The organism is Amycolatopsis thailandensis (genome assembly GCF_042723255.1).
GTDB classification, from domain to species: domain Bacteria; phylum Actinomycetota; class Actinomycetes; order Mycobacteriales; family Pseudonocardiaceae; genus Amycolatopsis; species Amycolatopsis thailandensis.
Map to the genome: position 1 here is coordinate 1 of NZ_JBHXJK010000110.1, position 22,649 is coordinate 22,649.

The following is a 22,649-nucleotide window of genomic DNA, read 5'->3' on the forward strand; positions in this document are numbered from 1 at the left end:
TGCTTGCGCCAGGCGCAAGCAAGGGGGCCTTCATGTACTTGTCGCCTACTTGAGCCAGTCCAGGTAGTGGGTCGCGGCGATGCGGGCGCCGTCCTTGGTGGTGAGGACGTCACCCTTGACGGCGGAGAACATGCCCGCGGTCTCGTCGTTGGTCACCGAACGCGTGTCTCCCTTGGCGGACAAGGTGATCCGGCCCAGCTCGTCCAGCGGGTAGACGTCCGGGCCGCCGACGTCGAGAGTGCCGTTCAGCGGCTTTCCCGCGGAGACCTCGGAAACCGCGGCGGCGACGTCCGCCGCGGCGATCGGCTGGATCGGCGTGCCGGGCAGGCGGACGGTGTTCTCGTCGGCGGTCCAGGACAGCACCGCGTCGACGAACTCCATGAACTGCGTGGCGCGGACGATCGAGTAGGGGATCCCGCTGTTCTTGAGGATGTCTTCCTGCAACGTCTTCGCCCGGTAGTAGTCGAGCTCGGGGACCTGGTCGACGCCGACGATCGACAGGATCACGAAGTGCCCCGTGTCAGCCTTCTTCGCCGCGGCCACGAGGTTGTCCATCGACGTCCGGAAGAACGCGGGGGAGGCGTCGTCGAAGGTCGGCGAGTTCGTGAGGTTCACGACCACGTCGGCGCCTTCGAGCGCGGCGTCCAGGCCCTGGCCGGTGAGGAGGTCGACCCCGGTGGACGGCGAATGCGGTACCGCCTCGTGCCCGGCTTCGTTCAGGTTCCGCACGACCTGCGAACCGATCAGCCCGGTCCCGCCGATGATCGCGAATTTCATGACCCTGTGCCCTTCCTCGACGGGTGCCCGCTAACTCGGACACCTCATGTCCGAGATAATACTCAGACACGTTGTGTCCGAGTCAAGGGGCGAGTTAGAGTCATCCGGGTGAAGATGTCCGGTGGGGTCGAGTGGGCCCTGCACTGCTGTGTCGTGCTGACCTCGGTCGACGAGCCCGCGCCCGCCGCGCGCCTGGCGCAGCTTCACGACGTCTCGCCCAGCTATCTCGCGAAGCAGCTTCAGGCCCTCTCGCGGGCCGACCTCATCCGATCGGTGCAGGGGAAGGCCGGCGGCTACGTTCTCACCCGGCCGCCTTCGGAGATTACGGTGCTCGACGTCGTCGAGGCCATCGACGGGTCTGGCCCGGCCTTCATCTGCACCGAGATCCGGCAGCGCGGCCCGATGGCGACGCCGCCCGAGGCGTGCACCGCGCCGTGCGCGATCAGCCGTGCGATGGCGAACGCCGAAGTCCAGTGGCGGGCGGCGTTGCGCGCCGTCTCCATCGCGGATCTGGCCGACGGCGTCCGGGGTGACTACGGTCCGGGCGCCCTGGCGGGGATCGGCTCGTGGTTCAAGGCCGAGGGGTAGCTGAAGGGGACTTTCCCCGCATGTCATGCGAGGAAAGCGCCCTTCACCGCGTGAGATGAGGGGAAAGTCCCCTTCAGTCCCGGAACCGGTCCACGTGCTCGCCGACCCACTGCGCGAACGTCCGCGCCGGACGGCCGAGCACCTTCTCGACCGTGCGGTCCACGGTCCTCGCCTCCGCCGGCGGGTCGCTGTGCCAGCCGATCACGTACTCGGCGTCCGCCGTCGACACGCCGTCGGCCAGCAGCCGGTCGACAGCCTGCTGCCGCGTGATCTGTTCCAGGCCGATGTCGCGGCCCAGGGCGGCGCCGAGGATCGCGATCCGGTCGCGCGTGGTCAGTGATTCCGGTCCGGTGAGGTTGTAGACCTTGCCCGAATGCCCGTCCTCCGTGAGCGCCGTGGCGGCGACCGCGCCGATATCGGCCTCGTGCACCACGGCGCTGGGGAGATCGAAGGGTTCGCGGACCACGTTGCCGCCGCGGACGGAATCCGCCCAGGTGAGGGCGTTGGACATGAACTCCTGGGGCTCCAGTCGCGTCCATTCCATCCCGGACTCGGCCATGGCCTGTTCCGTCGGCCCGACGTAGCCGCCCCATACGATGGTCATCCGCCGCACGCCCGCGTCCACGGCGCGCTTGACCAGGTCCGCGCCGACGTCGGCGAGCCCCGCGGTCGCGGTGATGTGCAGCCGGGTGACACCGTCGAAACTCAGTGTCTCCGGTTCGGTGTGCGTGCCTCGCACCACCTCGACACCCGCCGGAAGCCGGGCTTCGGCCGGGTTCCGGCTGAGTGCCCGGACGCGTTCCCCTCGGCGGACGAGTTCGGCCACCACGTGGCGGCCGGTGTTCCCGGTGGCCCCGGTTACCAAGACGGTCATGGGTGATTCCCTTCGTTTTCCGCGAAGGTAAAAGCTCAAGTAATGTGGAGGTCAAGTGAGCCGGTCAGGAATCGAGAAGCGCCGGTGTCCGCGGAATCCCTAGCGTCTTCGCCACAGGCAAACCGACTCCAGGAGGTTCTCGTGAGCAAGCGGATCCGCACGTTCCACCGGTGGACGTCCCTCGTCTTCGTCGCCACCGTCATCGTCTGCTTCGTCGTCGTGGCGCTGGGCAGCTCGGCCCAGTGGGTGCTCTACACGCCCCTGCCGCCGCTCTTCCTGCTGATGTTCAGCGGGCTCTACCTGTTCGCGCTGCCGTACACCGCCAAGCGGCGCAATCGGCGGCGCGTGGCCGGATGACTTGTCGAGTCTTAGTTTATGGCAAAAATTAACAGGCCCCGTACCGGCCGGAAACTCTTGACGGCGCCGTCGGGTCCGGTGAGGATCGGCCGGTCCCCGCCTCCCGCAGAATGGACCAGACCATGGCAAGACGTCCTCGCGCGCGCCGAAGTCCGCTCGTCGCCCTGATGAGTCTCACCCTGCTCGGCGGGGCCCTGGTGGCCACGCCCGCCGCCGTCGCCGCCGAGCAGCCCGTGATCGGGAAGCCGGCGCTCGACCGGGACGGATGTGCCCGGATCGAGAAGAGCCTGCCGACCCTCGCCGACTGGCCGAAGGTCGAGAGCCGGTTCAAGGGCAAGGCCGGTGACGAGCAGCGGATCGCCGAGATCCTCAAGGGGATGACCCTGGAGGAGAAGGTCGGGCAGATGACGCAGCCCGAGATCGCCGCGATCACCCCCGACGAGGTCCGCCAGTACTCCATCGGCTCGGTGCTCAACGGTGGCGGCTCGTGGCCGGGCCAGAACAAGCACGCGTCCCAGCAGGACTGGCTGAAGCTCGCCGACTCCTACTGGGACGCTTCGAAGACCAGCCGGACGAAGATCCCGGTGATCTGGGGCATCGACGCCGTGCACGGCAACAACAACGTGTACGGCGCCACCGTCTTCCCGCACAACATCGGTCTCGGCGCGGCGCACGACCCGTGCCTGGTGCGCGACGTCTCCGCGGCGACGGCCCGGCAGATCCGCGCCACCGGCCAGGACTGGGCGTTCGCGCCGACGCTGGCCGTCGTCCAGGACGACCGCTGGGGCCGCACCTACGAAGGGTTCTCCGAGGACCCGCGGATCACCCGGGCCTACGGCTACGAGGCGATCAACGGCCTCCAGGACGGCTCGACCAAACGCATCGGCTACAACGGCGTGATCGGTACCGCCAAGCACTTCATCGGTGACGGCGGCACGCTCAAGGGACAGGACCAGGGCGTCAACCCGGCGTCCGAGGCCGAGATGATCAACCTCCACGGACAGGGCTACTACGGTGCGCTCGCGGCGGGCTCCCAGACCGTGATGGTGTCGTTCAACAGCTGGACCAACGCGGAACTCGGCATCAACGAGGGCAAGCTGCACGGCAGCGACAAGGCGCTGAACCAGATCCTCAAGGGCAAGATGGGCTTCGACGGCCTCGTCGTGTCCGACTGGAACGGCATCGGCCAGGTCCCGGGCTGCACGAACTCCTCGTGCCCGCAGGCGATCAACGCCGGTATCGACATCGTGATGGTGCCGAACGACTGGAAGGCGTTCATCACCAGCACCGTCGCGCAGGTCAACGGCGGCCAGATCCCGATTTCGCGGATCGACGACGCGGTGACCCGCATCCTGCGCGTCAAGCTGCGTTCCGGGCTGTACGAGTCGCAGAAGCCGTCGGACCGTTCCTACGCGAACTCCGACGAGGCGTTGAAGGAGACCTGGCTGGCGCGCGACGCCGTTCGCTCGTCGCAGACGTTGCTGAAGAACAACGGGAACGTGCTGCCGCTGAAGCCGAAGTCGAAGGTCCTGGTGGTCGGCAAGAGCGCGGACAGCATCCAGAACCAGACCGGGGGCTGGACGCTGAGCTGGCAGGGGACCGGCAACACCAACGCCGACTTCCCGAACGCCACGTCGATCCTTTCCGGGCTCAAGCAGCAGCTCGGCGACGTCAACGTCACCTTCGACGAGAAGGGCGACACCGACCCGAAGGGCTACGACGCCGTCATCGCCGTCATCGGTGAGACCCCGTACGCGGAAGGCGTCGGCGACCTGACCCGCAAGACGCTGGAAGCCTCGAAGCTCTACCCCGAAGACCTGTCCGTGCTGGACAAGGTGCGCGGCAAGGGGGCTCCGGTCGTCACCGTCTACGTCGGCGGCCGCCCGTTGTACATGAACAAGGAGATCAACCGCTCCGACGCGTTCGTGGCGGCGTGGCTGCCCGGTACCGAAGGCGGCGGCGTCGCGGACGTCCTCGTCAAGGGCGGTTTCAAGGGCACCCTGTCGTACTCGTGGCCGAAGAGCGCGTGCCAGACGCCGCTGAATCCGGGCTCGGCGGACTACGACCCGCTGTTCAAACTCGGCTACGGCCTCAAGACCGGCCAGCGTGTCACCATCGGACAGCTGGACGAAACCGTCGGCCCGGTGGCCTGTGGCTCGACCGGTGGCGGCGGCACCGCGACCGAGGATCTCGAGGTGTTCAACCGTACCGATGTCGCACCGTACAAGGGTTTCATCGGTTCCGCGCAGAACTGGGGCGGCACCGAGATCGGTCCCGACGGCACCGCCTCGCACGCCGAGATCAACGTCGTGCAGTCCGACGTCAACGTGCAGCAGGACGGTCTCAAGTCGACCTGGACCGGCACCGGCCCGGCCCAGCTCTACTTCCAGAACCCGGCCGGCACCAACGATCTGCGCGGGTACCTGAACGCCGACGCGGCGCTGGAGTTCGACACGATCGTGCACGAGGCGCCTGCCAACCGGACGGTGATCAGCATGCACTGCGTCTATCCGTGCTTCTCGGAGGTGAACGCGACCAAGCTGTTCACCGATCTGGCGGGCGCGCCGAAGTCGACGGTGAAGATCCCGGTGTCGTGCTTCGCCACCGGGCTGGATCTGGAGAACGTCAACACGCCGTTCCTGGTCTACACCGACGGCAAGTTCTCCGCTTCGTTCGCGAACGTGCGGTGGGTGCCCAAGGGGGCGCAGGATCCCGATGCGAGGCCTTGCTCCAGTTTGAACTGAGCGGGTAGTCGCGCCAGTTTGTCATGAGGGGTCCCCATAGGACGAAAAGTGTCCTATGGGGACCCCTCATGACGTTCCGCGTCAGGAGGGCCGGTTCATGTCCGGGATCTCGATGTTCACCGGCCTGCCCTCCGAGAGCCACAGCCGGATGTACCGCCGGATCGCCTCGTCCAGCACCCAGGCGGCCTGCGGCACCAGTGGCAGCGGGATGAGCTTCTCGTGGAACGCCACCAGCGCGGGGAAAGCCGTGCCGACCAACGGATCCCAGATCGGCTCGCGCGGGATCCCGTTCCACCCGGAGAACCGGTCGCCGATGATGTAGCGCGCCAGCGCGTTGACCATCGGCCGGTCGACACGGCCGGGACTGGTCTGCTCGGCGAGCATGTCGAGAAGGATGTCGGTGAGCTCGACGCCCTCGCGGGTCGGGCCCATCGCCGGGTCCAGCACCTGCTTGGACTGCGCGTAGGCCGCGTCCCAGGTGGACGGAAGGTACTCGTCGCGGATCCCGAGCATGTGCCCGGTCACCTGCCAGCTGTGCAGGTACGCGGCGGAATGCGCGGAGGACACCCGGACACGCCAGTCGGTCAGTTTGCGCATCGTGTACGTCGGCAGGGTGTGCCAGGTGACCAGCATGTCGTTCTGGCTGATCGGGATGCCCTGTTGCCAGTGCGGCGACTGCGGCAGCAGATGCCGGACGGCGGCGTGCACAAGACGGGTCTTCACCGCCGAGACGATCATCTGGCCGTCGGGCCGGTAGGCGTTGAGCGAACCGACGTCGTAGCCGAGCTTGGCGGTCTTCGCGACGCGGTCCTTCATGTCCGCGCCGCCCTTGGAGTAGTACACCGCCCTCGCCTCGTTGGGGATGGCGGTGCTCAGCATCCCGCCGCCGAGCCCGTTCAGCAGGTTGACGAACCGCCCGCTGACCTTCATGAAATCCGCCGCCGCGTCCAATTCGGACTGATCGGCCCATGAAGGGAGCTGCCGCGCGTGCTCGACGAACTCCCGCAGGTCCGGCGGGAGCCCGGAGGGGGTCGGCTGGTCGTTCCTGGTCCACGTTCGCAGCGCCTGGTTGACCGCCGCGACCTGCCCCCGGTCGAAAACCGCGGCGAGCACCGGATCGGCTTCGGCGTCCCACACCCATTTCGGATCGGTGCCCGCCCCCGTCCCGGCCACCGAACCGCTCGGACTCCACGCCCAGGCGGGCTGGGCCATCCCCATGGCCCCCAAGAGGGTCGCTCCGCCACAGACGATCAGCATCTTGCGTCGATTGAGTTCGGTCATGCGCCAGTACTCCTCCTTGAGTCCCGGACCTGCAGGTTGATACTGTGATACAAGTAGTGCAACCGCGTATCAAGGAGAGCACAATAATCGCGAAGGCGCCAGACCCGGATTCTTTGCTGGAGCGCGCGCTCGCCGACGCGCTCGAACGTGCCGACGAGAGCGACGAGACCGCGCTCCGGCTGCTCGACGCCGCCTACGAACAGTTCTGCCGGATGGGGATCCGCCGCTCGACGATGGAGGACGTCGCGCGCCGCGCGGGCGTCTCCCGGATCACCGCGTACCGCCGGTTCGCCACCAAGGACGCCCTGGTCGAACAGGTCGTGCGCCGCGAGTTCCGCCGCTACTTCGACCAGTTCCTGCTCGACATCCAGCAGGCCGAAACCGCTGCGGACCGGGTCGTGCTGGGCTTCGCGAGCGCGTTGGGGGCGATCCGGCGCAACCCGCTGATCGGCGGGCTGATGGCCGTCGAGCCCGACGTGCTCGTCCCGTCGATGGTCAGCGACGGCGGCGGCACGCTGGCGGCCGTCCAGCGGTTCGTCGCGGGCCAGCTCCGCCGCGAGCAGCAGGCCGGCAACGTCTCGGAGGACGTCGACGTCGAACTCGTCGCGGAGCTGATGACCCGGGTCTCCGCCTCGTTCCTCGTCACGCCCAGTCAGGTCGTCGATCTCGACGACGACGAGCAGGTCCGCGAGGTGGCTAGGCGGTTCCTGGTGCCGATGCTGCGGCCGAGACCAGGCCGCTGATCAGCAGATCCAGTGCCCGGATGAAATCCGGTTCGGGATCGTGCGCCTGCAAGGCGGGGATCGCGCGGCTGAAGTTCGGCAGGATCGCCGGATCGATTCGCCGGAGGAACTGCTCGTCCTGCTCCCGTTCGGCTTCGCCCTTGCGCGCCTTGGTGAAACCGACAGTCGTCAGCAGTAGTGAGCCGAAGACGAGGCTGTTCAGGGCGCCGAGCGTCTGGCGGACCCCGTCGTCGCCGAAACCGGCTTCGTAGAGCGCGCCGATGAGGTCGTCGAGCGGCAGCAGGGCTTGCAGCGAGTTCGGATTGGCCTCGTCGGTGGCCAGTGCCATCGGCACGACCGGATGCTCGGCGAGCGCGCGATAGGTGTTGAGCACGGTGACCCGCACCCGTTCCGGCCACGGTGAACCGGGGTCGGCCCGTTCGATCCCGCGGTAGACGCGTTCCGCGATGCCGTCGAGGATGTCGGTCTTGTTCTGGACGTGGTTGTACAGCGCCATCGCTTCGACGCCGAGCGTCTTGGCGAGCTTGCGCATCGACAGCCCCTTGAGGCCTTCCTCGGCGGCCAAGGCGAGCGCCGCGTCCAGGACCTTCTCCCGGTTGAGCGGTTCTCTCCGCGTCATCCCACGTCCTCCACTTGACAGGTTTACGGTGTATCTATCATATTTACGGTGTAAATATACGCTGTAAATACCAGGGGGTGTCGTGAACGACGTGATCATCGTGGGCGGGGGACCGGTCGGCTTGCTGCTGGCCGGCGAGCTTCGGCTGGCCGGCGCGGACCCGCTCGTCCTGGAGGCGGCGGACGGGGCCGCCCGCCGGAACCGGAGTTTCGGGTTGCGCGGGATCAACGGCCGCACCTCGCAGTCGTTGCGGATGCGTGGCCTGACCGAGGCGTTTTCGGAGGCGCAGAGCGAGCTTTCCGCCGTCGTCCGGCGGCTTCCCGGGCTGATGAAGGGGAACAGGGCGCGAGGGCATTTCGGCGGTCTGCCGCTCGTCGAGAACGAGCCTGAGCCGAACGCTGCCGGTGGGTTCATCCTCAGACAGCATGTCCTGGAAGGGATCCTCGCCGAATGGGCGACCGGGCTCGGCGTCCGGATCCGGGCGAGCTGCGAAGTCGTCGACGTCGTCCAGGAGGATTCGGAGGTCCGCGCGGTACTCGCCGACGGCGGGTCCGAGCAGGCCGCGTACCTCGTGGGCTGCGACGGCGGCCGTAGCGTCGTGCGGAAGCGGACCGGGTTCGCGTTCCCCGGCACGGACGCGACGATGACCGGCCGGATCGCCGCCGCGGAGCTCGCCGACACCGGCGCGGTGGAGTCGTCCGTGCACGGACGCGGCGGGACGGTGCTCGTGTCGACGGTGCCGGGGGAGATCTCGACCATGGAATTCGATGGCGGACCGGAGGACCGGGACGCGCCGATGACGGCCGAGGAGATGCAGGCGAGCATCCGCCGGGTCAGCGGGGTCGACGCGACGGTCACGAGGCTGGACGGCGGAATCCGCTTCAGTGACAACACGCGCCAGGCCGCCACCTATCGGCAGGGGCGGGTGCTCCTGGCGGGCGACGCCGCCCACGTGCATTCGCCGATCGGCGGCCAGGGGCTGAACCTCGGGCTCCAGGACGCGATGAACCTCGGCTGGAAACTGGGCCTGGTGGCAAGGGACCGGTCTCCTGAGTCCTTATTGGACACTTACACCGCGGAACGGCATCCGGTGGGGACGCGGATCTTGCGCAACACCCGTGCCCAGGTCGCGTTGATGCGTCCCGGTCCGCAGTCCGAGGCGCTGCGGGAAGTGCTGCGGGAGACGCTGGAGATCCCGGAGGCGATGCGCCACTTCGTCGCGCTGGGCAACGGGACCGACATCGACTACGCGCCGGACTCCACCCATCCGCTGGTCGGCCGGTTCGCCCCGCTGCCGCTGGTCGCGGAAGACGGGCGCGCGGTGCTGGTGACCGGGTCCTGTGACGTCCGTGCCGCCGCGAACGGCCACCGCGTCCGGCTCGTCGAGGCCGGCTCCGGGCCGTCGTTACTGGTGCGGCCGGACGGGTATGTCGCGTGGGCCTCGACGGACGGCGATCCGGCAGGGTTGACCGAAGCGCTCGCGTGGGTGGTGGGCTCGTGAGTGGCTTCGGTGGGCTAGACGTCTACATTCAAGAAACTGCTCGACGCATGGCATCCAGTGCTACCGCGCCGAATTCCTTCATGGTCGGATCCGGCTCTGCGTCGACTGCGGATTCGAGCTTGTCGATCAACTCGGGCCATTGAGTGAGACTAATGGCCTTCATGGCTGCTCCGCGCATTTCTGGTCGATTGGAGTGAAGCCAGGAAGTAAAGATTTCAATCGTGTTTTCATCGGCCTCTTGAGAGCTTCCCAAGGATAGACGCACGAGATCTCGTGGCGTCGCGTCCTGACTGCCACTGGCCTGGCGAAGCTCGTCGACCTCGATCATCGGTAAGCGTCCGGTCAGGGCATCGGCCATCCGGTCGACCGGATCGTCCTGACCTTCGACTGCTAAATACCAGGTGTCGACGCTCGCGTCCCTGACGACGGTGATCATCGGATCAGCGGGCGACGCCAGAAAGATGTGTCCGGCCAGCGACAGATCACCTTGGATGTTCTCCATGGTGTAGTCCGGGTAGCCAAGGCGGTGGAGAGCGAAAAGTTCATCCTCCACCAGATCGACCATGTCCTCGTCCGTGCCCGGACGCAGGACGTGATGTCGGCGTTTCATCGTGACCTTCCGGAGTAGCTGGCGAGGAACGCGACTAGCTCGGCGCGGAGTCTAGCCGAAGCGGCAGCGAGTTGGTCGGGTGTCGGGTGCCGGGTCAGTCGAGTCGTCAGCCAGTCGCGAATCGCGTTGGCCAGTGGGTGGAGGTCGTGCCCGGAGGCGGCAACGATGATGTTCGGTTTGGTCGCGGTGTCGAGTAGCGCCATGATGATGGCGCCCACGCGCCTGTGCCGTAGCCGTTCGGCGAGTGCCTGCTCCGTCGGGTAGCGAGTGGAGGTCCCCGGGGGGAGGTCGCGCGCTGTGGGTTTCCCCTTCGCTTGTGCACCGCCCGGAGCCATCGGGGCAAGTCGTCCCCACAGGACATCCGTGAGCTCTGCGTGACCTGTGCCCAGCATTGTCGCTGACATCGCCGTCGATATCGCGATGCCCGGCCGCCGGGCAGGTTCTGTCGTGTGAATCAGGAACTCGAGCCGGCGCAGGGCTGAGAGGAACTTTCTCTGTTCTGCCAGAGTGCCGCTTGTCATGCGGTTCTGCAGATTGGCGATGTCCTGGGGAGATCCGGTGCTGAGTACGAAGCGGACGATAGCCGGGGATATTCCCACCTTGGCGGCACGCGAATAGATATCGGCGGCCATCTTCGGAGAGTACTTTTCGAGCCTGCCGAGCCAGTTGACTTTGCCTGCCATTCCGGGCTGCCAGGACGGGGGGAGAACGGAAGAAAATGTGGAGACGTCCTGGACCGGGGCCTGAACTTTCTTGCTTGGTGGCGTCTGTCCGATTATGCGGGACTGCTCGAAGCGACTTAAGCCGGTGAGCGCTCCGGGCTGACCGGCCGCCCATGCCTGCTCTGCGGCCGTGAACTGGGGTGTTTGTCTGACAAGCCGCTCGTACTCTCGTTCTGCCTCGGTGAATATGGGCGTGAGTAACCTCGAAAGTTCGGCAGCCGTGATCTTCCGATGAGTGCCCGGCACCCTCATCGACGGGTTGATCCGAGCGGTGATGTGCCCGCCGGGGTCCGCTACGAGAGCCGACAACCTGTACCGCAGGCGCCATAGCGCCAGTTGCGCACGGAAGCGGGGTGGGGTTACACCTCTGGTGAGCAGACGACGCACCAGAGGCTCGATCGCGGCGACCGCTTTCTTCAGCCGGTCCTCTTTCTTTGCCTTGTCGGCCTTGGCCTTGTCTTTTCTGGGCTTGCCCTTTCGGTCAGGCCGCTGCTTCCTCGGCTTCCCGGGGCGGCCGGGTTTGCGAGGCCGACTGGGCACCCTGCGGTCAGCGGGACGCCTGGGCCGCCTCGGCTTCTTGGGCTTGATCTTGGCCCACAACTTCTTGATCAAGCCGACGATCTTGGTGATGACCCAGTCGATGGCCTTGTTCACCGGACGGGCGATCTTCTGGAAGATCTGCTTCACCTTGCCGGCGATACCCCCGATGCCGAGCAGGGCCGCCAGAGCGCCGATGAGGACGGGGATCGCGCGGGCCAGGGCGCGTTCCACCAAGGCGGGGACGCCGCCGGTGCCGCCTCGGGCGATGGCCAGCACCGCGTCGAGGACCGCGTTGACGAAGGCGATGATCTGACGGGCGTTGGTGACGACGAAGCGGATGATGTCGATGATCATCTTGCAGGCGCGGATGAACGCCGACGCGGGGTTGAACAGGGACACGATCCACGTGATGCCCGCGATGATGATGGTGGGCAGCAAGTAGGAGACCAGGTTGGTGATCAGGTTCTTCTTCAGATCGCCGACTCTGGTCTTCAGGTCGCCCCACATGCCTGCGACGCCCCGGCCTTTGACCTGTGAGACCAGCGGGATCGCGGTTTCCGCCGCCACGAGAGCCTGGTTGGGGACCCGGCGGGCCAGGCGGGCGCGGATGTTCGGCCACGAAAGGCCCAAGAGCATGGCGATCAAGGTCAGGATGCCGAGGATGTCGAACGTCGCGGGCAGTTGCAGGCCGATCGCCCCGCCGGTGCCCAGAAGCCAGGCGAGGACGCCGCCTTGCAGATGACGGCCCGCGTTCTTCATGAACAGCTTCAGCCCGCCGCCGACGCCGGTGACCAGGTTGCCCAGGAAACCGATCGGGTCCTTCAGGATGGCGCCGATGGCCGACACCGCCTTGCGGAGGACGCCCATCAGCATGCGGCCCAGTTCGATGATGGCCTTGATGGCGCCGCCGATCGCGTCGGCCGCCTTGGCCACCAGGCCCTTGTTCTTCTCCTTCTCGGCGGCGATCTCGGCGTCCACCGCCTTGACCGCCTCGGTGTACTTGGTGGCCAGGGTGTCGACGAGCTCGGTGCCCTTTTCGTCGACAGTGTCCTTGAGCTCGTCGAACTTGCCTTCGAACTCGGTCGCCGCCTCGCGGCCGATGGCCTTCAGGTCGGCGGGGAGTTTGTCGACCGCCGCCTTCAGTTCCTTGCGCCCCGCGGCGATACGGTCCTTGGCGCGTTTCAGCTCGGCTTCCACCGTGTCGGCGATCTCGGTGATGATCTGGTCCATCGCCGCCAGGTAGGTGTCCCTCGCGCGTTCGTAGATGCGGTTGGCCTCTTCGGGGAGCCCCGCGAACAGGTCCCGCACCCACCGGGCCTTGCCCGTCCACCCGCTGTAGCGCTCGTCCTTGTACCGCTCCATGCCTTCTTCGTGTTCGCGGGTGAAGCGGTCCCTCGCCTTCTTTTCCTTGGTGGTGAACTGATCGTCGACAGTCTTGTCCAGGTCCTCCAGGATTTTCTCGACGTCGGTCTTGGTCTGGTCGAAGACCTTCTGCAGCAGGCCGGTGACCTCTTTGCGTTTGTCCTCGTCGGTCTTCTTGGTGCCTTTCTTGCCGGTGCCGACCTGCCGGCCGGTGGTCACGCGGGTGTTGAGCATGCCCGCCATCGCGGTGGAACCCTGTGCGGCGGCGGTGTTCTTGACCTGTTTGAGCTCGCCGGACTCGTCGGCGCGCAGCTTCTTCGGGGCGGCCTCCGAGTGGGCTTCCAGGGTCTTTTTCTCTTTGACCGCCTTGTCGAACTGCGGTTCGCGGGAGTTCTTGAACGACAACTGCTGTTCGGTGACCTGAGCGCCCGCCATCTGCGCTTCGACCTGCTCCGGGCCCGCCGACATGTCGGTGGCCGCAGGGGGCAGCCGGTCCGGCGCCGCCTGGGCCGGGTTCGGGGCGCCCGGTTTGCCCGGCACCTTGTCCGCGGCCATGGGCACGACTTGTTTGGCGTCCGCCGCCGGTTCCGGTGGTGCCGCGGTCGTTTCGGCGATCTCTTGCGCCGAGGCGTCCTTGCCCTCGCCGACCTTGCCCTGAACCTCGTTCTTGACCTCTCCGGCCTTGCCCGACTCGCCGAACTTGTCCGCCTCGTCCAGGTTCTTCGGGGCCTTGTCGGCTATCGCCTTCTTGACCGCCCGGATGAACTCCTGTTTGTCGAACTCCTTCGGCTGGGCGGCGTTCATGTCCTCGGCGTGTGCTGCCTTGCCACGGGCTTCCTGGTCGTCGGAAGGGGCTTCCGCGGCTTCCTGAGCCGCGCCCGCTTCCGTGGCCGCCGGCGGGTGGCTCGCTCCGACAGCCTTCTTCTTGGTGTCGACGTCCTTCTTCAGCGCCTGGAACTTCGGGTCGGCGCCCGGCGAGCGTGGGCCGGTGCCCTTTTCCTTCTTGGCACCCTTCTCCGGGCGCTCTTCGGGCGCCTTGTCCTTCGCCGGATCCTTGTCCGGGGCGGACGCGGGCCGCGCCTCGGTCTTCCGTGTGGTCGGCGGCTTCTTCGGCGCAGGCCGAGGCTTGACCGGAGCCGGAGCCGGAGCCGAAGCCGGAGCGGGCTGGGCAGGCGCCGTCGCCTGGTTCGCGATGGCCTGGTTGCCCACCAGCCGCTGTCCGGCCAGCAGCATCTGCGCGGTCCACGCGGACGGTCTGGCCCCGGCGCCACCCGGCGGGCCGCCCATCGCCGCGGTCACGGCCGCGTTGCCCAGCTGCGCGCGGGCACGGACCACGTCGGCCGCACCCGGAGCCATCGCGCAGGGGGTTTCCGGGCGGCGTGGCCGGACCGCCGGCGACGCGGTCAGGGTGGGCGGTCGCGGACCGCGGACCTTCACAGGTGGGGGCATCCGGCGCTTTCGCTGGTCAGCTCGTGGTACCAGGCGAAAGCAGGATGCCACCCGGCCCGTCGCGCTACCGCGACCCGGGCGTCACCGCGCCGTCACCAAGCCGCGGGCGGCGACCAGGTCAGCCGGGGATCCGTCTGCACGAAACTCCCCAGGAGGTGATCGATCCGCGTCAGCGCGTCGAGGTCCAGCACCACTCCGGACGCCTTCGCGTTCTCGGTCACCTGGGCGGCATTGCTCGCCCCGGTCACCACCGACGCGACGGTGTTGTGCTGCAACGTCCACGCGAGCGCCAGCTGCGCCATGGTCAGCCCGGCCTCGTCGGCGACGCCGCGCAGCATGGCGACGCGGTCGAGGAGGTCCGGCAGGAGCAGCGGCCGGGCGTCGCCCGCCTTCGCGGCTCGCGAGTCCGGCGGGATCTCGCCCGGCCGGTACTTGCCGGTCAGCACCCCCTGCGCGAGCGGGACCGAAGCGAACTGGCCGATCCCCGCGCGTTCGCACACCGGCATCACCTGGGCCTCGGCGACCCGCCACAGCATCGAGTAGTGCGGCTGGTTCGCCACGAGCGGGACGCCGTACCGCTCGGCCAGCTGCCGGGCCTCCAGCAACTGCTCCGCGGTCCATTCCGCGGTGCCCGCGTAGAGGATCTTCCCCTGCCGCACCAGATCCGAAAGCGCGAGGAACGTCTCCTCCAGCGGGGTGCGGTAGTCGAACCGCAACAGTTGATAGACGTCGATGTGGTCGGTGCGCAGGCGCCGCAGCGATCCGTGCAGTGACGTGGTCAGGTGCTTGCGGCTGAGGCCCGCGTCGTTGACACCGGGGCCTTCGGGCCAGAAGACGCCGGTGCACAGGACGAGATCGTCGCGGCGCGCGTGGCCCAGTGCCGCGGCGAGGTTCTCTTCGGCCGCGCCGCCGTCCCAGGCGGCGGCGGTGTGGAAGGTCGTGACGCCCGCGTCCAGCGCGGCTTGGACGCATTCCGCGCCGTCGCGGTGCGTGAGCCAGTTGCCGTAGGAGACCTCGCTGACGGACAACCCGCTCGCGCCGAGCCTGCGGTACTCCATGGTCACCTCTTCCGCGCGCCGGTTTCGAGGATGGTGCGGTCGATCCATTCGTCGAGACCGGCCGCCTTGCGGGCGTAGGTCTCCCGTACCGATTCGTGCGGCAGGATCAGGAATTCCTCCGACGCCAGGCCGTGTATGACGGCCTCCGCGACGTCCTCCGGTTCCAGCAGCGGCGCCGCGGCGGCGATCGCGAGCGCGGCGGGATGCCCGGCGGCGATCCCCGGCTCCAGCAACGCGGTCCGCACGCCGAGCGGGCACAGCGCGCTGACTCGCACCCCGCGCGGCCGGTAAGTGATGGCCAGCCATTCGGCGAGCCCGACGGCCGCGTGTTTGGTCACCGAGTACGGCGCGTCGCCCGGGGTGCCCAGCAGACCCGCTCCCGAGGCCGTGATCAGCAGATATCCGTGACCCCGGCTCAACATCGCCGGCAGCGCGACCTGCGCCGCGTGCACGTGCTGCATGACGTTGATCGCCCACGACCGCGACCACTGTTCGTCGGCCGCGTGCACGCCCGTGCCGAACGCGGCGCCGGCGTTGGAGCAGAACAGGTCCACCGGCCCGAACTCCGTGCGGGCCTCGGCCACCAGCATCTTCAAGTCCTCTTTGGACGACGCGTCGGCGTGGCGCGCGACCGCGGTACCACCCGAGGCCGTGATCTCGGCGACGACCTTCTCCGCGGCCTCGAGGTCGAGGTCGGAGACCACCACTCCGGCGGCGCCCTCGGCGGCGAACCGCCGGGCCATGGCGGCGCCGATACCGTGTGCCGCGCCGGTCAGCACGACGACTCGTCCTGTCACTTCCACATGCGCTCCATGGTTATTTCGTCTGCTTTCGATGACAATTCTTCTGTTTTGTCACGCCGGTGAGCGACGTCTTGTCGAAATATGCGATACGGATGATAAAAGTGCAGGTCAGCGGCCTGTTCTGATCGTGTCGACATATTTGTTTCCGGCGCCGGACTTTAGCATGCGTTCCCTTGTTTTCCGAGTTTTGTCGCGAGAGTATTGCGCTCTCTGCGGCAAGTAGGTTATTTCTTGGGAATCCCGCTGAAGATCGCCGAACCCGGCGAGGTTCGACCAGCCCAGCCGAACAGGAGGTCCGCCGGTGAGTCATGCGACGGCGCGCACGCGGGTACTCGGCGTCAACCCGCTCGGACGTCCGGATCCGGGGCTGGCGGCCGCCGTCGCCAGGGGCGGCGGTCTCGGCATCGTGGAACTAGGGTCCACAATGGACGGCAGGTTCCCGTTCGGGGTCCGGATCCCGGCGGGCCACCACGTGCGGGACGAAGAGGTGCGGGAGAGCGGCGCGGGGCTCGTCCTGCTGGCCGAAGGGGCAGTTCGGCAGGGCAAGGGCGACCTCCCCGTGCTGGCCGAGGTGACCGGCGTCGAGCAGGCCGTCCGGATGCTCGGCGCCGGCGCCTCAGGTCTGGTGGCGAAGGGAGCCGAGGCGGGCGGCTCGGACCTCACCACGTTCGTCCTGCTCCAGCGCCTGCTGGAGCGGTTCGGCGACGACGTCCCGGTGTGGGCGTACGGGGGCATCGGGCCGCGGACCGCGGTGGCGGCGCTCGCCGGGGGCGCGGCGGGTGTGGTCCTCGACGGACTCGGCCTGCTTCCCGAGGCCGACGTGCCCGAGGCAGCCCGAAAAGAACTGCTCAGGGCCGACGACGGGCTCGCGGCGTTGTTCGCGAATCGCTTCGAGGACGCGGAAAGCGCTGTCCGATCCGTCGTGCGTTCCCTCGCGACGCCGCCGCAGGCGAGCCCCTCTGGCCAAGGCGTACGGCTGTGCCGCACGCTGGGGACCCGCCTGCCGGTCGTGCAGGGACCGATGACGCGGGTGAGCGACCAGCCCGGCTTCGCCGCCGCCGTCGCCGAGCACGACGGGTTCCCGTTCGTCGCGGTGGCCACCGCGAACGGCGCCAAGACCGCCGAACTGCTCGGCCGCACCGCCGAAGCGCTCGGAGACAGGCCTTGGGGCGCGGGCATCCTCGGGTTCGTCCCGGAGGAACTGCGCGCCGAGCAGCTCGTGGCCGTCCGGGCAGCGCGCCCGCGCTGCGTGCTCATCGCGGGCGGTAAACCCGCGCAGGCCAAGGCGCTGGAGGCCGACGGGATCGCGACCTTCCTCCATGTGCCGTCACCGATCCTCCTGCGGCAGTTCCTCGAAGCCGGCGTCCGCCGGTTCGTCTTCGAGGGCGCAGAATGCGGCGGGCACATCGGCCCGCGATCGAGTTTCGTGCTGTGGGAGCAGCAGCTGGACGTCCTGCGCGAGCACGGCGCCGAGGACGTCGAGGTGCTGTTCGCGGGCGGGATCCACGACGCCAGGTCCGCCGCGATGGTCTCGGCGATGGCGGAGCCGCTCACCGGCATCGGCGTCCTCATGGGCACCGCGTACCTGTTCACCGAGGAAGCCGTCACCCACGGCGCCATCACCGGGGCCTTCCAGGACCGGGTGCTCGGCGCCGGGTCCACGGTCACCCTGGAGACCGCGCCCGGGCACCTCACCCGGTGCCTGCCCAGCCCGTACACCGACGAGTTCGCCGCGCTGAAGGCCGGCCTCCGCGCGGACGGGGTCCCGCCGCAGGAGAGCTGGCAACGGCTGGAGGAGCTGAACACCGGACGGCTGCGGATAGCGAGCAAGGGCATCCGGCGCGAAGGCGACGCTCTCGTCGAGGTCGACACCCTCGGCCAGCTCGCCGAGGGGATGTACATGGCCGGCCAGGTGACGGTCTTGCGCGAGCGGCGTACCGACATCGCCACGCTGCACCGGGAGGTCACCGACGGCGCGGCGGACCTGCTCGCCGCCCGTGTCCCGGCTGAGGAGTCCGTTGTGGACAGTGACGTCGCGATCGTCGGTATGGCCTGCGTCTTCCCGGGCGCGGCCGATCTTCCGGCCTTCTGGGCCAATGTCCTGCGCGGCGCGGACGCCGTCACCGAGGTGCCGGATCAGCGCTGGGACAAGGAGGTCTACGCGGACCAGTCGACGTCGAAATGGGGCGGTTTCCTGCCGCCGGTGGATTTCGACCCGCTCGCGTACGGCATCCCGCCGAAGTCGATGGGCAGCATCGACCCGGCCCAGCTCGTGTCGTTGCAGACGGCGCGCCGCGCGCTCGAAGACGCGGGCTACGGCGACGGCGGCTTCGACCGGGAGCGCACCAGCGTCATCTTCGGCGCCGAAGCCGGGGGAGACCTGGCCAACGCCGGTGTCCTGCGCGCGCTGTTGCCCAGCTATCTCGAAGACGTCCCGGACGAGCTGCTCGCGCAACTGCCGGAACTGACCGAAGACTCGTTCCCCGGCACGCTCGCCAACGTCATCTCCGGCCGGATCGCCAACCGGCTCGACCTCGGCGGCACCAACTACACCGTGGACGCCGCGTGCGGTTCGTCGCTGGCGGCGCTGGACCTCGCGGTGAAGGAACTGCGGTCGGGTACGAGCTCGATGGTCCTGTGCGGCGCGGTCGACCTGCACAACGGCGTCAACGACTACCTCATGTTCACCTCCGCGGGCGCCCTGTCGCCGACCGGCCGGTGCCGTCCGTTCGACTCGGGGGCGGACGGGATCGCGCTCGGCGAAGGCGTCGCGTGTCTCGTGCTCAAGCGGCGGGCCGACGCCGAACGCGACGGAGACCGGGTCTACGCCGTGGTCAAGGGCGTCGGCGCGGCCAGCGACGGCAAGGCGCTCGGCCTCACCGCGCCGCGTCCCGAGGGGCAGCGGCGGGCACTGGAACGGGCCTATCGCGACGCCGGAGTGTCCCCGGCGGACGTCTCGCTGGTCGAGGCGCACGGCACCGGCACGGTCGTCGGCGATGCCACGGAACTGACCACGCTCACCGAGTTCTTCCTCGACGCGGGAGCCGGACCGGGCGCCTGCGCGCTGGGTTCCGTCAAGAGCCAGATCGGGCACACGAAATGCGCCGCGGGGCTGGCGGGCCTGATGAAGGCGGCGCTGGCGCTGTGGCACGAGGTCGTGCCGCCCACGCTGCACCTGAACAGGCCGAACCCCGCCTGGGACGCCGAGAGCAGTCCCTTCACCTTCTCCACCGGTGCCCGGCCGATGCCGGTTCCGCGCGGCCGCGAGTTCGCCGGAGTGAGCGCGTTCGGGTTCGGTGGGACCAACTTCCACGCGGTGCTCGCCGCGCCGGGAGTCCCGCCAGGACGGCGGCACGGACCGCGAGACTGGGACGCCGAACTGGTCCTGCTCCGCGGCCCCGATGTCGAGAGCGCCCGCGCCACGTTGCGGGACCTGCTGGCGGCGAACGAAGGCCGTCCGTTGCGGGAGATCGCCGCGCTCGCCGCCGAGCGGGACGGTTCCGCGCCGGTGCGGCTCGCGGTCGTCGCGAGCGACGTCGCGGAACTGTGCGAGGCCGCTGAAAATGGCGGCGGGCTCACTGCGGGCGACACCGAAGCGGGCAAGGTCGCGTTCCTGTTCCCCGGCCAGGGCAGCCAGCGGACGGGAATGCTGGCGGATCTGTTCGTGCACTTCCCGGAGCTGGCCGACGTCCTGCGGCTCGCCCCCGACGTCGCCGCGACCACCTTCCCGCCGCGCGCCTTCACCGAGGAGGCACGCGCGGCGCAGGACGAGGCGCTCAAGGACACGCGGGTCGCGCAGCCCGCGCTCGGGCTCGTCGAATCGGCCTTGTGCGGGTTGCTCGCCGACCTCGGCGTCCGGCCGGATCTGCTGGCGGGGCACAGCTACGGCGAGCTGTCCGCGCTGTCGGTCGCCGGCGCGTTCGACACCCCGACCCTGGTCGCGCTCAGCCGGGCAAGGGCCCGCTCGATCGCCGAGGTCGCGGGTGCCGACCCGGGCGCGATGGCCGCGGTGAAGGCGTCCCGTGACGAACTGGCCGCCGCCCTCGACCACCCGGACGTCGTCCTGGCCAACCACAACGCGCCGGGGCAGACCGTCCTTTCCGGACCGACGGCCGCCGTCGATGAAGCCGTCCGCGTCCTTCGGGGCCAGGGGATCGGGGCCAAGCGGATCCCCGTCGCCTGTGCCTTCCACAGTCCACTGGTGTCGGGCGCGAGCGACGTGTTCGCCGTCGATCTCGACAACGCCGAGGTCGGCGAGCCCGGCCGGCCGGTGTGGTCGAACCGCACCGCCCGGCCGTACGAGGCCGGGGAGGTCCGCGCGGAACTGGCCGCGCAGATCGGTTCGCCGGTGCGTTTCGTCGAGCTGATCGAGGACATGTACGCGGCGGGCGCGCGCACGTTCGTCGAGGTCGGACCGGGGCAGGTGCTTTCCCGGCTGGCCAGGGACATCCTCGGCGACCGGCCGTACACCGTGATCGCGTGCGACCCCGGCGGCCCGGGCCTGCGCGGACTCCTCACGGCACTCGCCCGTCTGGCGCTCACCGGCGTCGACGTGCGCACCGAACGGCTTTTCCGCGGACGTGTCCGCGTCGGCCCGCTTCCGAAGCCCGCCTGGACCGTGGACGGCCAGACCGTCCGCGCGCCCGGCGGCGAGGTCCCCGCCCATGGGCTCGTGCCCGCCCGACGAATCCCGAGGACGACCATGAACCAGCCCACGCCCGGTCGTGACCAGGCCGTCGTCGAATTCCTCCGCACCAGCCGCGAACTGCTGGCGGCGCAACGGGACGTGATGCTGGGCTACCTCGGCACCACGCCGCTCGCCCCGGCCCCGGTGGTGCAGGCCCCGGTGGTCCCGGCGCTGTTGCCGCCGGTCGAGGCACCCGCTGTGCCCGCTGTGGCCGCGCCCGTCGTCGAGCCGGAGCCGGAGGCCGTCGTCACGGATGTCCTGGCCACCGTGATCGGCGCGATCAGCGAACGCACCGGCTATCCCGCCGAGATGATCGACGCCGATCTCGACCTCGAAGCGGATCTCTCCATCGACTCGATCAAACGCACCGAGATCGCGGGCTCGTTGCTGTCGAAGCTCGGCCTCTCGGGGCGGGTGCACGACGACGCCCAGGATCAGCTCAGCCGCGACCGAACGGCGAGCGCTTTGGCCGCCAGGCTGCGGAAGTGGCTCGAACCGGCGGCCCCGGTCACCGCGGCACCGGCCCCCGCCGCGGCACCGGTGGGGAGCGCGCCCGGTCGCTACCTGATCGGCCGGGTGGCGGCTCCGCTCGGAAAGCCCGACCTCACCAAGGTGCGGGGCAAGACGGTCGCGGTGAGCTTCGAACCCGGCCAGGAGGACCTGGCCGAGTCGGTCCGCGCGGTGTTCGCCGAGGCGGGTGCCATCCCGGCGGAGCGGGACGACGCCGACATCGTCCTCGTGCTGAACCCGTTGTCCGACGCTGAAGAACCGGTCGCGGCGCAGGTCTTCGCCCGGCTCAAAAGCGCCAAGGGCGCGGTGGTCGTGGTGGCGAGGCCGGGGTCCTGGCACACCGCCGGGCTGCGCGGTCTCGTCCGCGCCGCGGCCCGGGAGCGGAGCGAGCCGACCAGGCTCGTCGAACTGGAGTCCACGGTGGACCTCGCGCGGATCGTGCTGGAGGAAGTGATCGCCGACGGGCCCGCCGCGGTGCGCTACGACACCGCCGGGCGAGCGGCTTTCGAGCCGTCCGCGGGCTCTCTGGGCTCGGTCGCCTACGCGGGCGCGGGTCCCGGCGGCGGCGAGGTCAAGGCACTCGGTCTCGACCAGGATTCGGTGCTGCTGCTGATCGGCGGCGCCCGCGGGATCACCGCGCGGGCGGCGGTCGCGCTGGCGGCGAGCGGCTGCCGGATCGAACTGGCCGGGCGCACCCCGTGGCCGGCCGAACCCGGCGACGAAGACCTGCCCGGCGACGCGCCGGGGATGCGTTCGGCCCTGGCCGCGCGCGGCGGTTCGCTGGTGGACATCGAACGCCGGGTCCGCGCCGTGCTGGCCCAGCGCGAGATCGCAAGGACACTCGATCAGATCGGCGCGGCCGGGGGTACCGCGGCGTACCGGTCGCTCGACGTGCGTGACGGAGCCGCCGTCCGGCAGGTGGTCAAGGATCTGCACACCCGCTACGGCCGGATCGACGGCGTCGTCCACGCGGCCGGGGTGATCGACGACAAACTGATGGCGGACAAGGACGAGAACTCGTTCCGCACGGTCTACGGGACCAAAGTGGACGGTGCGCGGGCGCTGCTCGACGCCCTGGAGCACTTCGGCGTCCGCCCCGGTTTCGTGACCTTCTTCGGCAGCATCGCCGCCGTGCTGGGCAACCGGGGGCAGACCGACTACGCGGCGGCGAACGACGCTTTGGAGACCCTGGGCGAGCAGTGGGCCGACCGCACCGGCTGCCGCGCGCTGACCGTCCATTGGGGACCGTGGGCGCCTTCGGACGACCACGCCGGCATGGTGTCCCCGGAGCTGGCGCGTGAGTACGAACGCCGCGAGGTCGCGCTGATCGATCCGGACGAAGGCACCGCCGCGCTCTTGCGCGAGCTGGCCTACGGTCCGGCCGACGTCCGCTCGGTGCTCTACACGGCGTCGCTGTGGTGAAT

Annotated in this window: 14 protein-coding genes; 6 read left to right on the forward strand and 8 right to left on the reverse strand. The window is 69.1% G+C overall.

What is annotated here, in order from left to right:
* Window positions 1-45: 45 nt before the first annotated feature.
* Window positions 46-777: an SDR family oxidoreductase gene (locus tag ACFWMR_RS32250; protein ID WP_378381101.1), complete on the reverse strand. Its 732-nt coding sequence runs from the start codon at window positions 775-777 to the stop codon at window positions 46-48.
* A gap of 114 nt (window positions 778-891) precedes the next feature.
* Here ACFWMR_RS32250 and ACFWMR_RS32255 point away from each other — a divergent pair, with 114 nt between their 5' ends.
* Window positions 892-1,365 carry an RrF2 family transcriptional regulator gene (locus ACFWMR_RS32255; protein ID WP_378381113.1) on the forward strand — a complete coding sequence of 158 codons (474 nt, stop codon included), beginning with the start codon at window positions 892-894 and terminating at the stop codon, window positions 1,363-1,365.
* A 73-nt stretch (window positions 1,366-1,438) separates the two neighbouring features.
* Here ACFWMR_RS32255 and ACFWMR_RS32260 read toward each other — a convergent pair whose 3' ends face one another.
* On the reverse strand, window positions 1,439-2,239 hold the full coding sequence (locus ACFWMR_RS32260) for an NmrA family NAD(P)-binding protein (RefSeq protein ID WP_378381102.1): 801 nt from the start codon (window positions 2,237-2,239) through the stop codon (window positions 1,439-1,441).
* Between the two features lie 141 nt (window positions 2,240-2,380).
* On the opposite strand from ACFWMR_RS32260, the gene ACFWMR_RS32265 reads away from it, so the two are divergent.
* Complete coding sequence (locus ACFWMR_RS32265; protein ID WP_093937212.1) at window positions 2,381-2,596, forward strand: hypothetical protein; 216 nt, start codon at window positions 2,381-2,383, stop codon at window positions 2,594-2,596.
* A gap of 167 nt (window positions 2,597-2,763) precedes the next feature.
* Window positions 2,764-5,340: a glycoside hydrolase family 3 protein gene (locus tag ACFWMR_RS32270; protein WP_378381114.1), complete on the forward strand. Its 2,577-nt coding sequence runs from the start codon at window positions 2,764-2,766 to the stop codon at window positions 5,338-5,340.
* An 81-nt stretch (window positions 5,341-5,421) separates the two neighbouring features.
* Here ACFWMR_RS32270 and ACFWMR_RS32275 read toward each other — a convergent pair whose 3' ends face one another.
* Window positions 5,422-6,621, reverse strand: a complete 1,200-nt coding sequence (locus ACFWMR_RS32275) for an oxygenase MpaB family protein (RefSeq protein ID WP_378381103.1) — start codon at window positions 6,619-6,621, stop codon at window positions 5,422-5,424.
* A gap of 56 nt (window positions 6,622-6,677) precedes the next feature.
* Between ACFWMR_RS32275 and ACFWMR_RS32280 the strand changes: the two genes are divergently transcribed.
* A complete protein-coding gene (locus ACFWMR_RS32280; RefSeq protein ID WP_378381104.1) occupies window positions 6,678-7,364 on the forward strand; it encodes a TetR/AcrR family transcriptional regulator in 687 nt (228 codons plus the stop codon).
* Here ACFWMR_RS32280 and ACFWMR_RS32285 read toward each other — a convergent pair.
* Entirely contained in the window at window positions 7,318-7,983 is a 666-nt protein-coding gene (locus ACFWMR_RS32285) for a TetR family transcriptional regulator (protein ID WP_378381105.1), read from the reverse strand. The two genes, ACFWMR_RS32280 and ACFWMR_RS32285, sit on opposite strands and share 47 nt — an antisense overlap.
* 82 nt (window positions 7,984-8,065) lie before the next feature.
* Here ACFWMR_RS32285 and ACFWMR_RS32290 point away from each other — a divergent pair, with 82 nt between their 5' ends.
* Window positions 8,066-9,484: an FAD-dependent monooxygenase gene (locus ACFWMR_RS32290; RefSeq protein ID WP_378381106.1), complete on the forward strand. Its 1,419-nt coding sequence runs from the start codon at window positions 8,066-8,068 to the stop codon at window positions 9,482-9,484.
* 28 nt (window positions 9,485-9,512) lie between these two features.
* Here the strand turns inward: ACFWMR_RS32290 and ACFWMR_RS32295 are convergent, their stop codons facing one another.
* The 4 genes from ACFWMR_RS32295 to ACFWMR_RS32310 form a co-directional block, all read right to left on the reverse strand.
* A complete protein-coding gene (locus ACFWMR_RS32295; protein WP_378381107.1) occupies window positions 9,513-10,049 on the reverse strand; it encodes a hypothetical protein in 537 nt (178 codons plus the stop codon).
* Window positions 10,050-10,090: 41 nt separating this feature from the next.
* Window positions 10,091-13,522 carry a phage tail protein gene (locus ACFWMR_RS32300; protein ID WP_378381108.1) on the reverse strand — a complete coding sequence of 1,144 codons (3,432 nt, stop codon included), beginning with the start codon at window positions 13,520-13,522 and terminating at the stop codon, window positions 10,091-10,093.
* Between the two features lie 737 nt (window positions 13,523-14,259).
* A complete protein-coding gene (locus tag ACFWMR_RS32305; protein WP_378381109.1) occupies window positions 14,260-15,225 on the reverse strand; it encodes an aldo/keto reductase in 966 nt (321 codons plus the stop codon).
* Between the two features lie 2 nt (window positions 15,226-15,227).
* Window positions 15,228-16,028: an SDR family oxidoreductase gene (locus ACFWMR_RS32310; protein WP_378381110.1), complete on the reverse strand. Its 801-nt coding sequence runs from the start codon at window positions 16,026-16,028 to the stop codon at window positions 15,228-15,230.
* A 301-nt stretch (window positions 16,029-16,329) separates the two neighbouring features.
* Between ACFWMR_RS32310 and ACFWMR_RS32315 the strand changes: the two genes are divergently transcribed.
* Entirely contained in the window at window positions 16,330-22,647 is a 6,318-nt protein-coding gene (locus ACFWMR_RS32315) for an SDR family NAD(P)-dependent oxidoreductase (RefSeq protein ID WP_378381111.1), read from the forward strand.
* The last annotated feature ends 2 nt before the right edge of the window (window positions 22,648-22,649 follow it).

Bases quoted from the DNA above. Each gene is read 5' to 3' on its own strand.
- ACFWMR_RS32250 (WP_378381101.1), bottom strand. From the start codon at position 777: ATGAAATTCGCGATCATCGGCGGGACCGGGCTGATCGGTTCGCAGGTC.
- ACFWMR_RS32285 (WP_378381105.1), bottom strand. From the start codon at position 7,983: ATGACGCGGAGAGAACCGCTCAACCGGGAGAAGGTCCTGGACGCGGCG.
- ACFWMR_RS32305 (WP_378381109.1), bottom strand. From the start codon at position 15,225: ATGGAGTACCGCAGGCTCGGCGCGAGCGGGTTGTCCGTCAGCGAGGTC.
- ACFWMR_RS32270 (WP_378381114.1), top strand. From the start codon at position 2,764: ATGAGTCTCACCCTGCTCGGCGGGGCCCTGGTGGCCACGCCCGCCGCC.
- ACFWMR_RS32300 (WP_378381108.1), bottom strand. From the start codon at position 13,522: ATGAACGCCGCCCAGCCGAAGGAGTTCGACAAACAGGAGTTCATCCGG.
- ACFWMR_RS32275 (WP_378381103.1), bottom strand. From the start codon at position 6,621: ATGACCGAACTCAATCGACGCAAGATGCTGATCGTCTGTGGCGGAGCG.
- ACFWMR_RS32255 (WP_378381113.1), top strand. From the start codon at position 892: ATGTCCGGTGGGGTCGAGTGGGCCCTGCACTGCTGTGTCGTGCTGACC.
- ACFWMR_RS32260 (WP_378381102.1), bottom strand. From the start codon at position 2,239: ATGACCGTCTTGGTAACCGGGGCCACCGGGAACACCGGCCGCCACGTG.
- ACFWMR_RS32295 (WP_378381107.1), bottom strand. From the start codon at position 10,049: ATGGTCGATCTGGTGGAGGATGAACTTTTCGCTCTCCACCGCCTTGGC.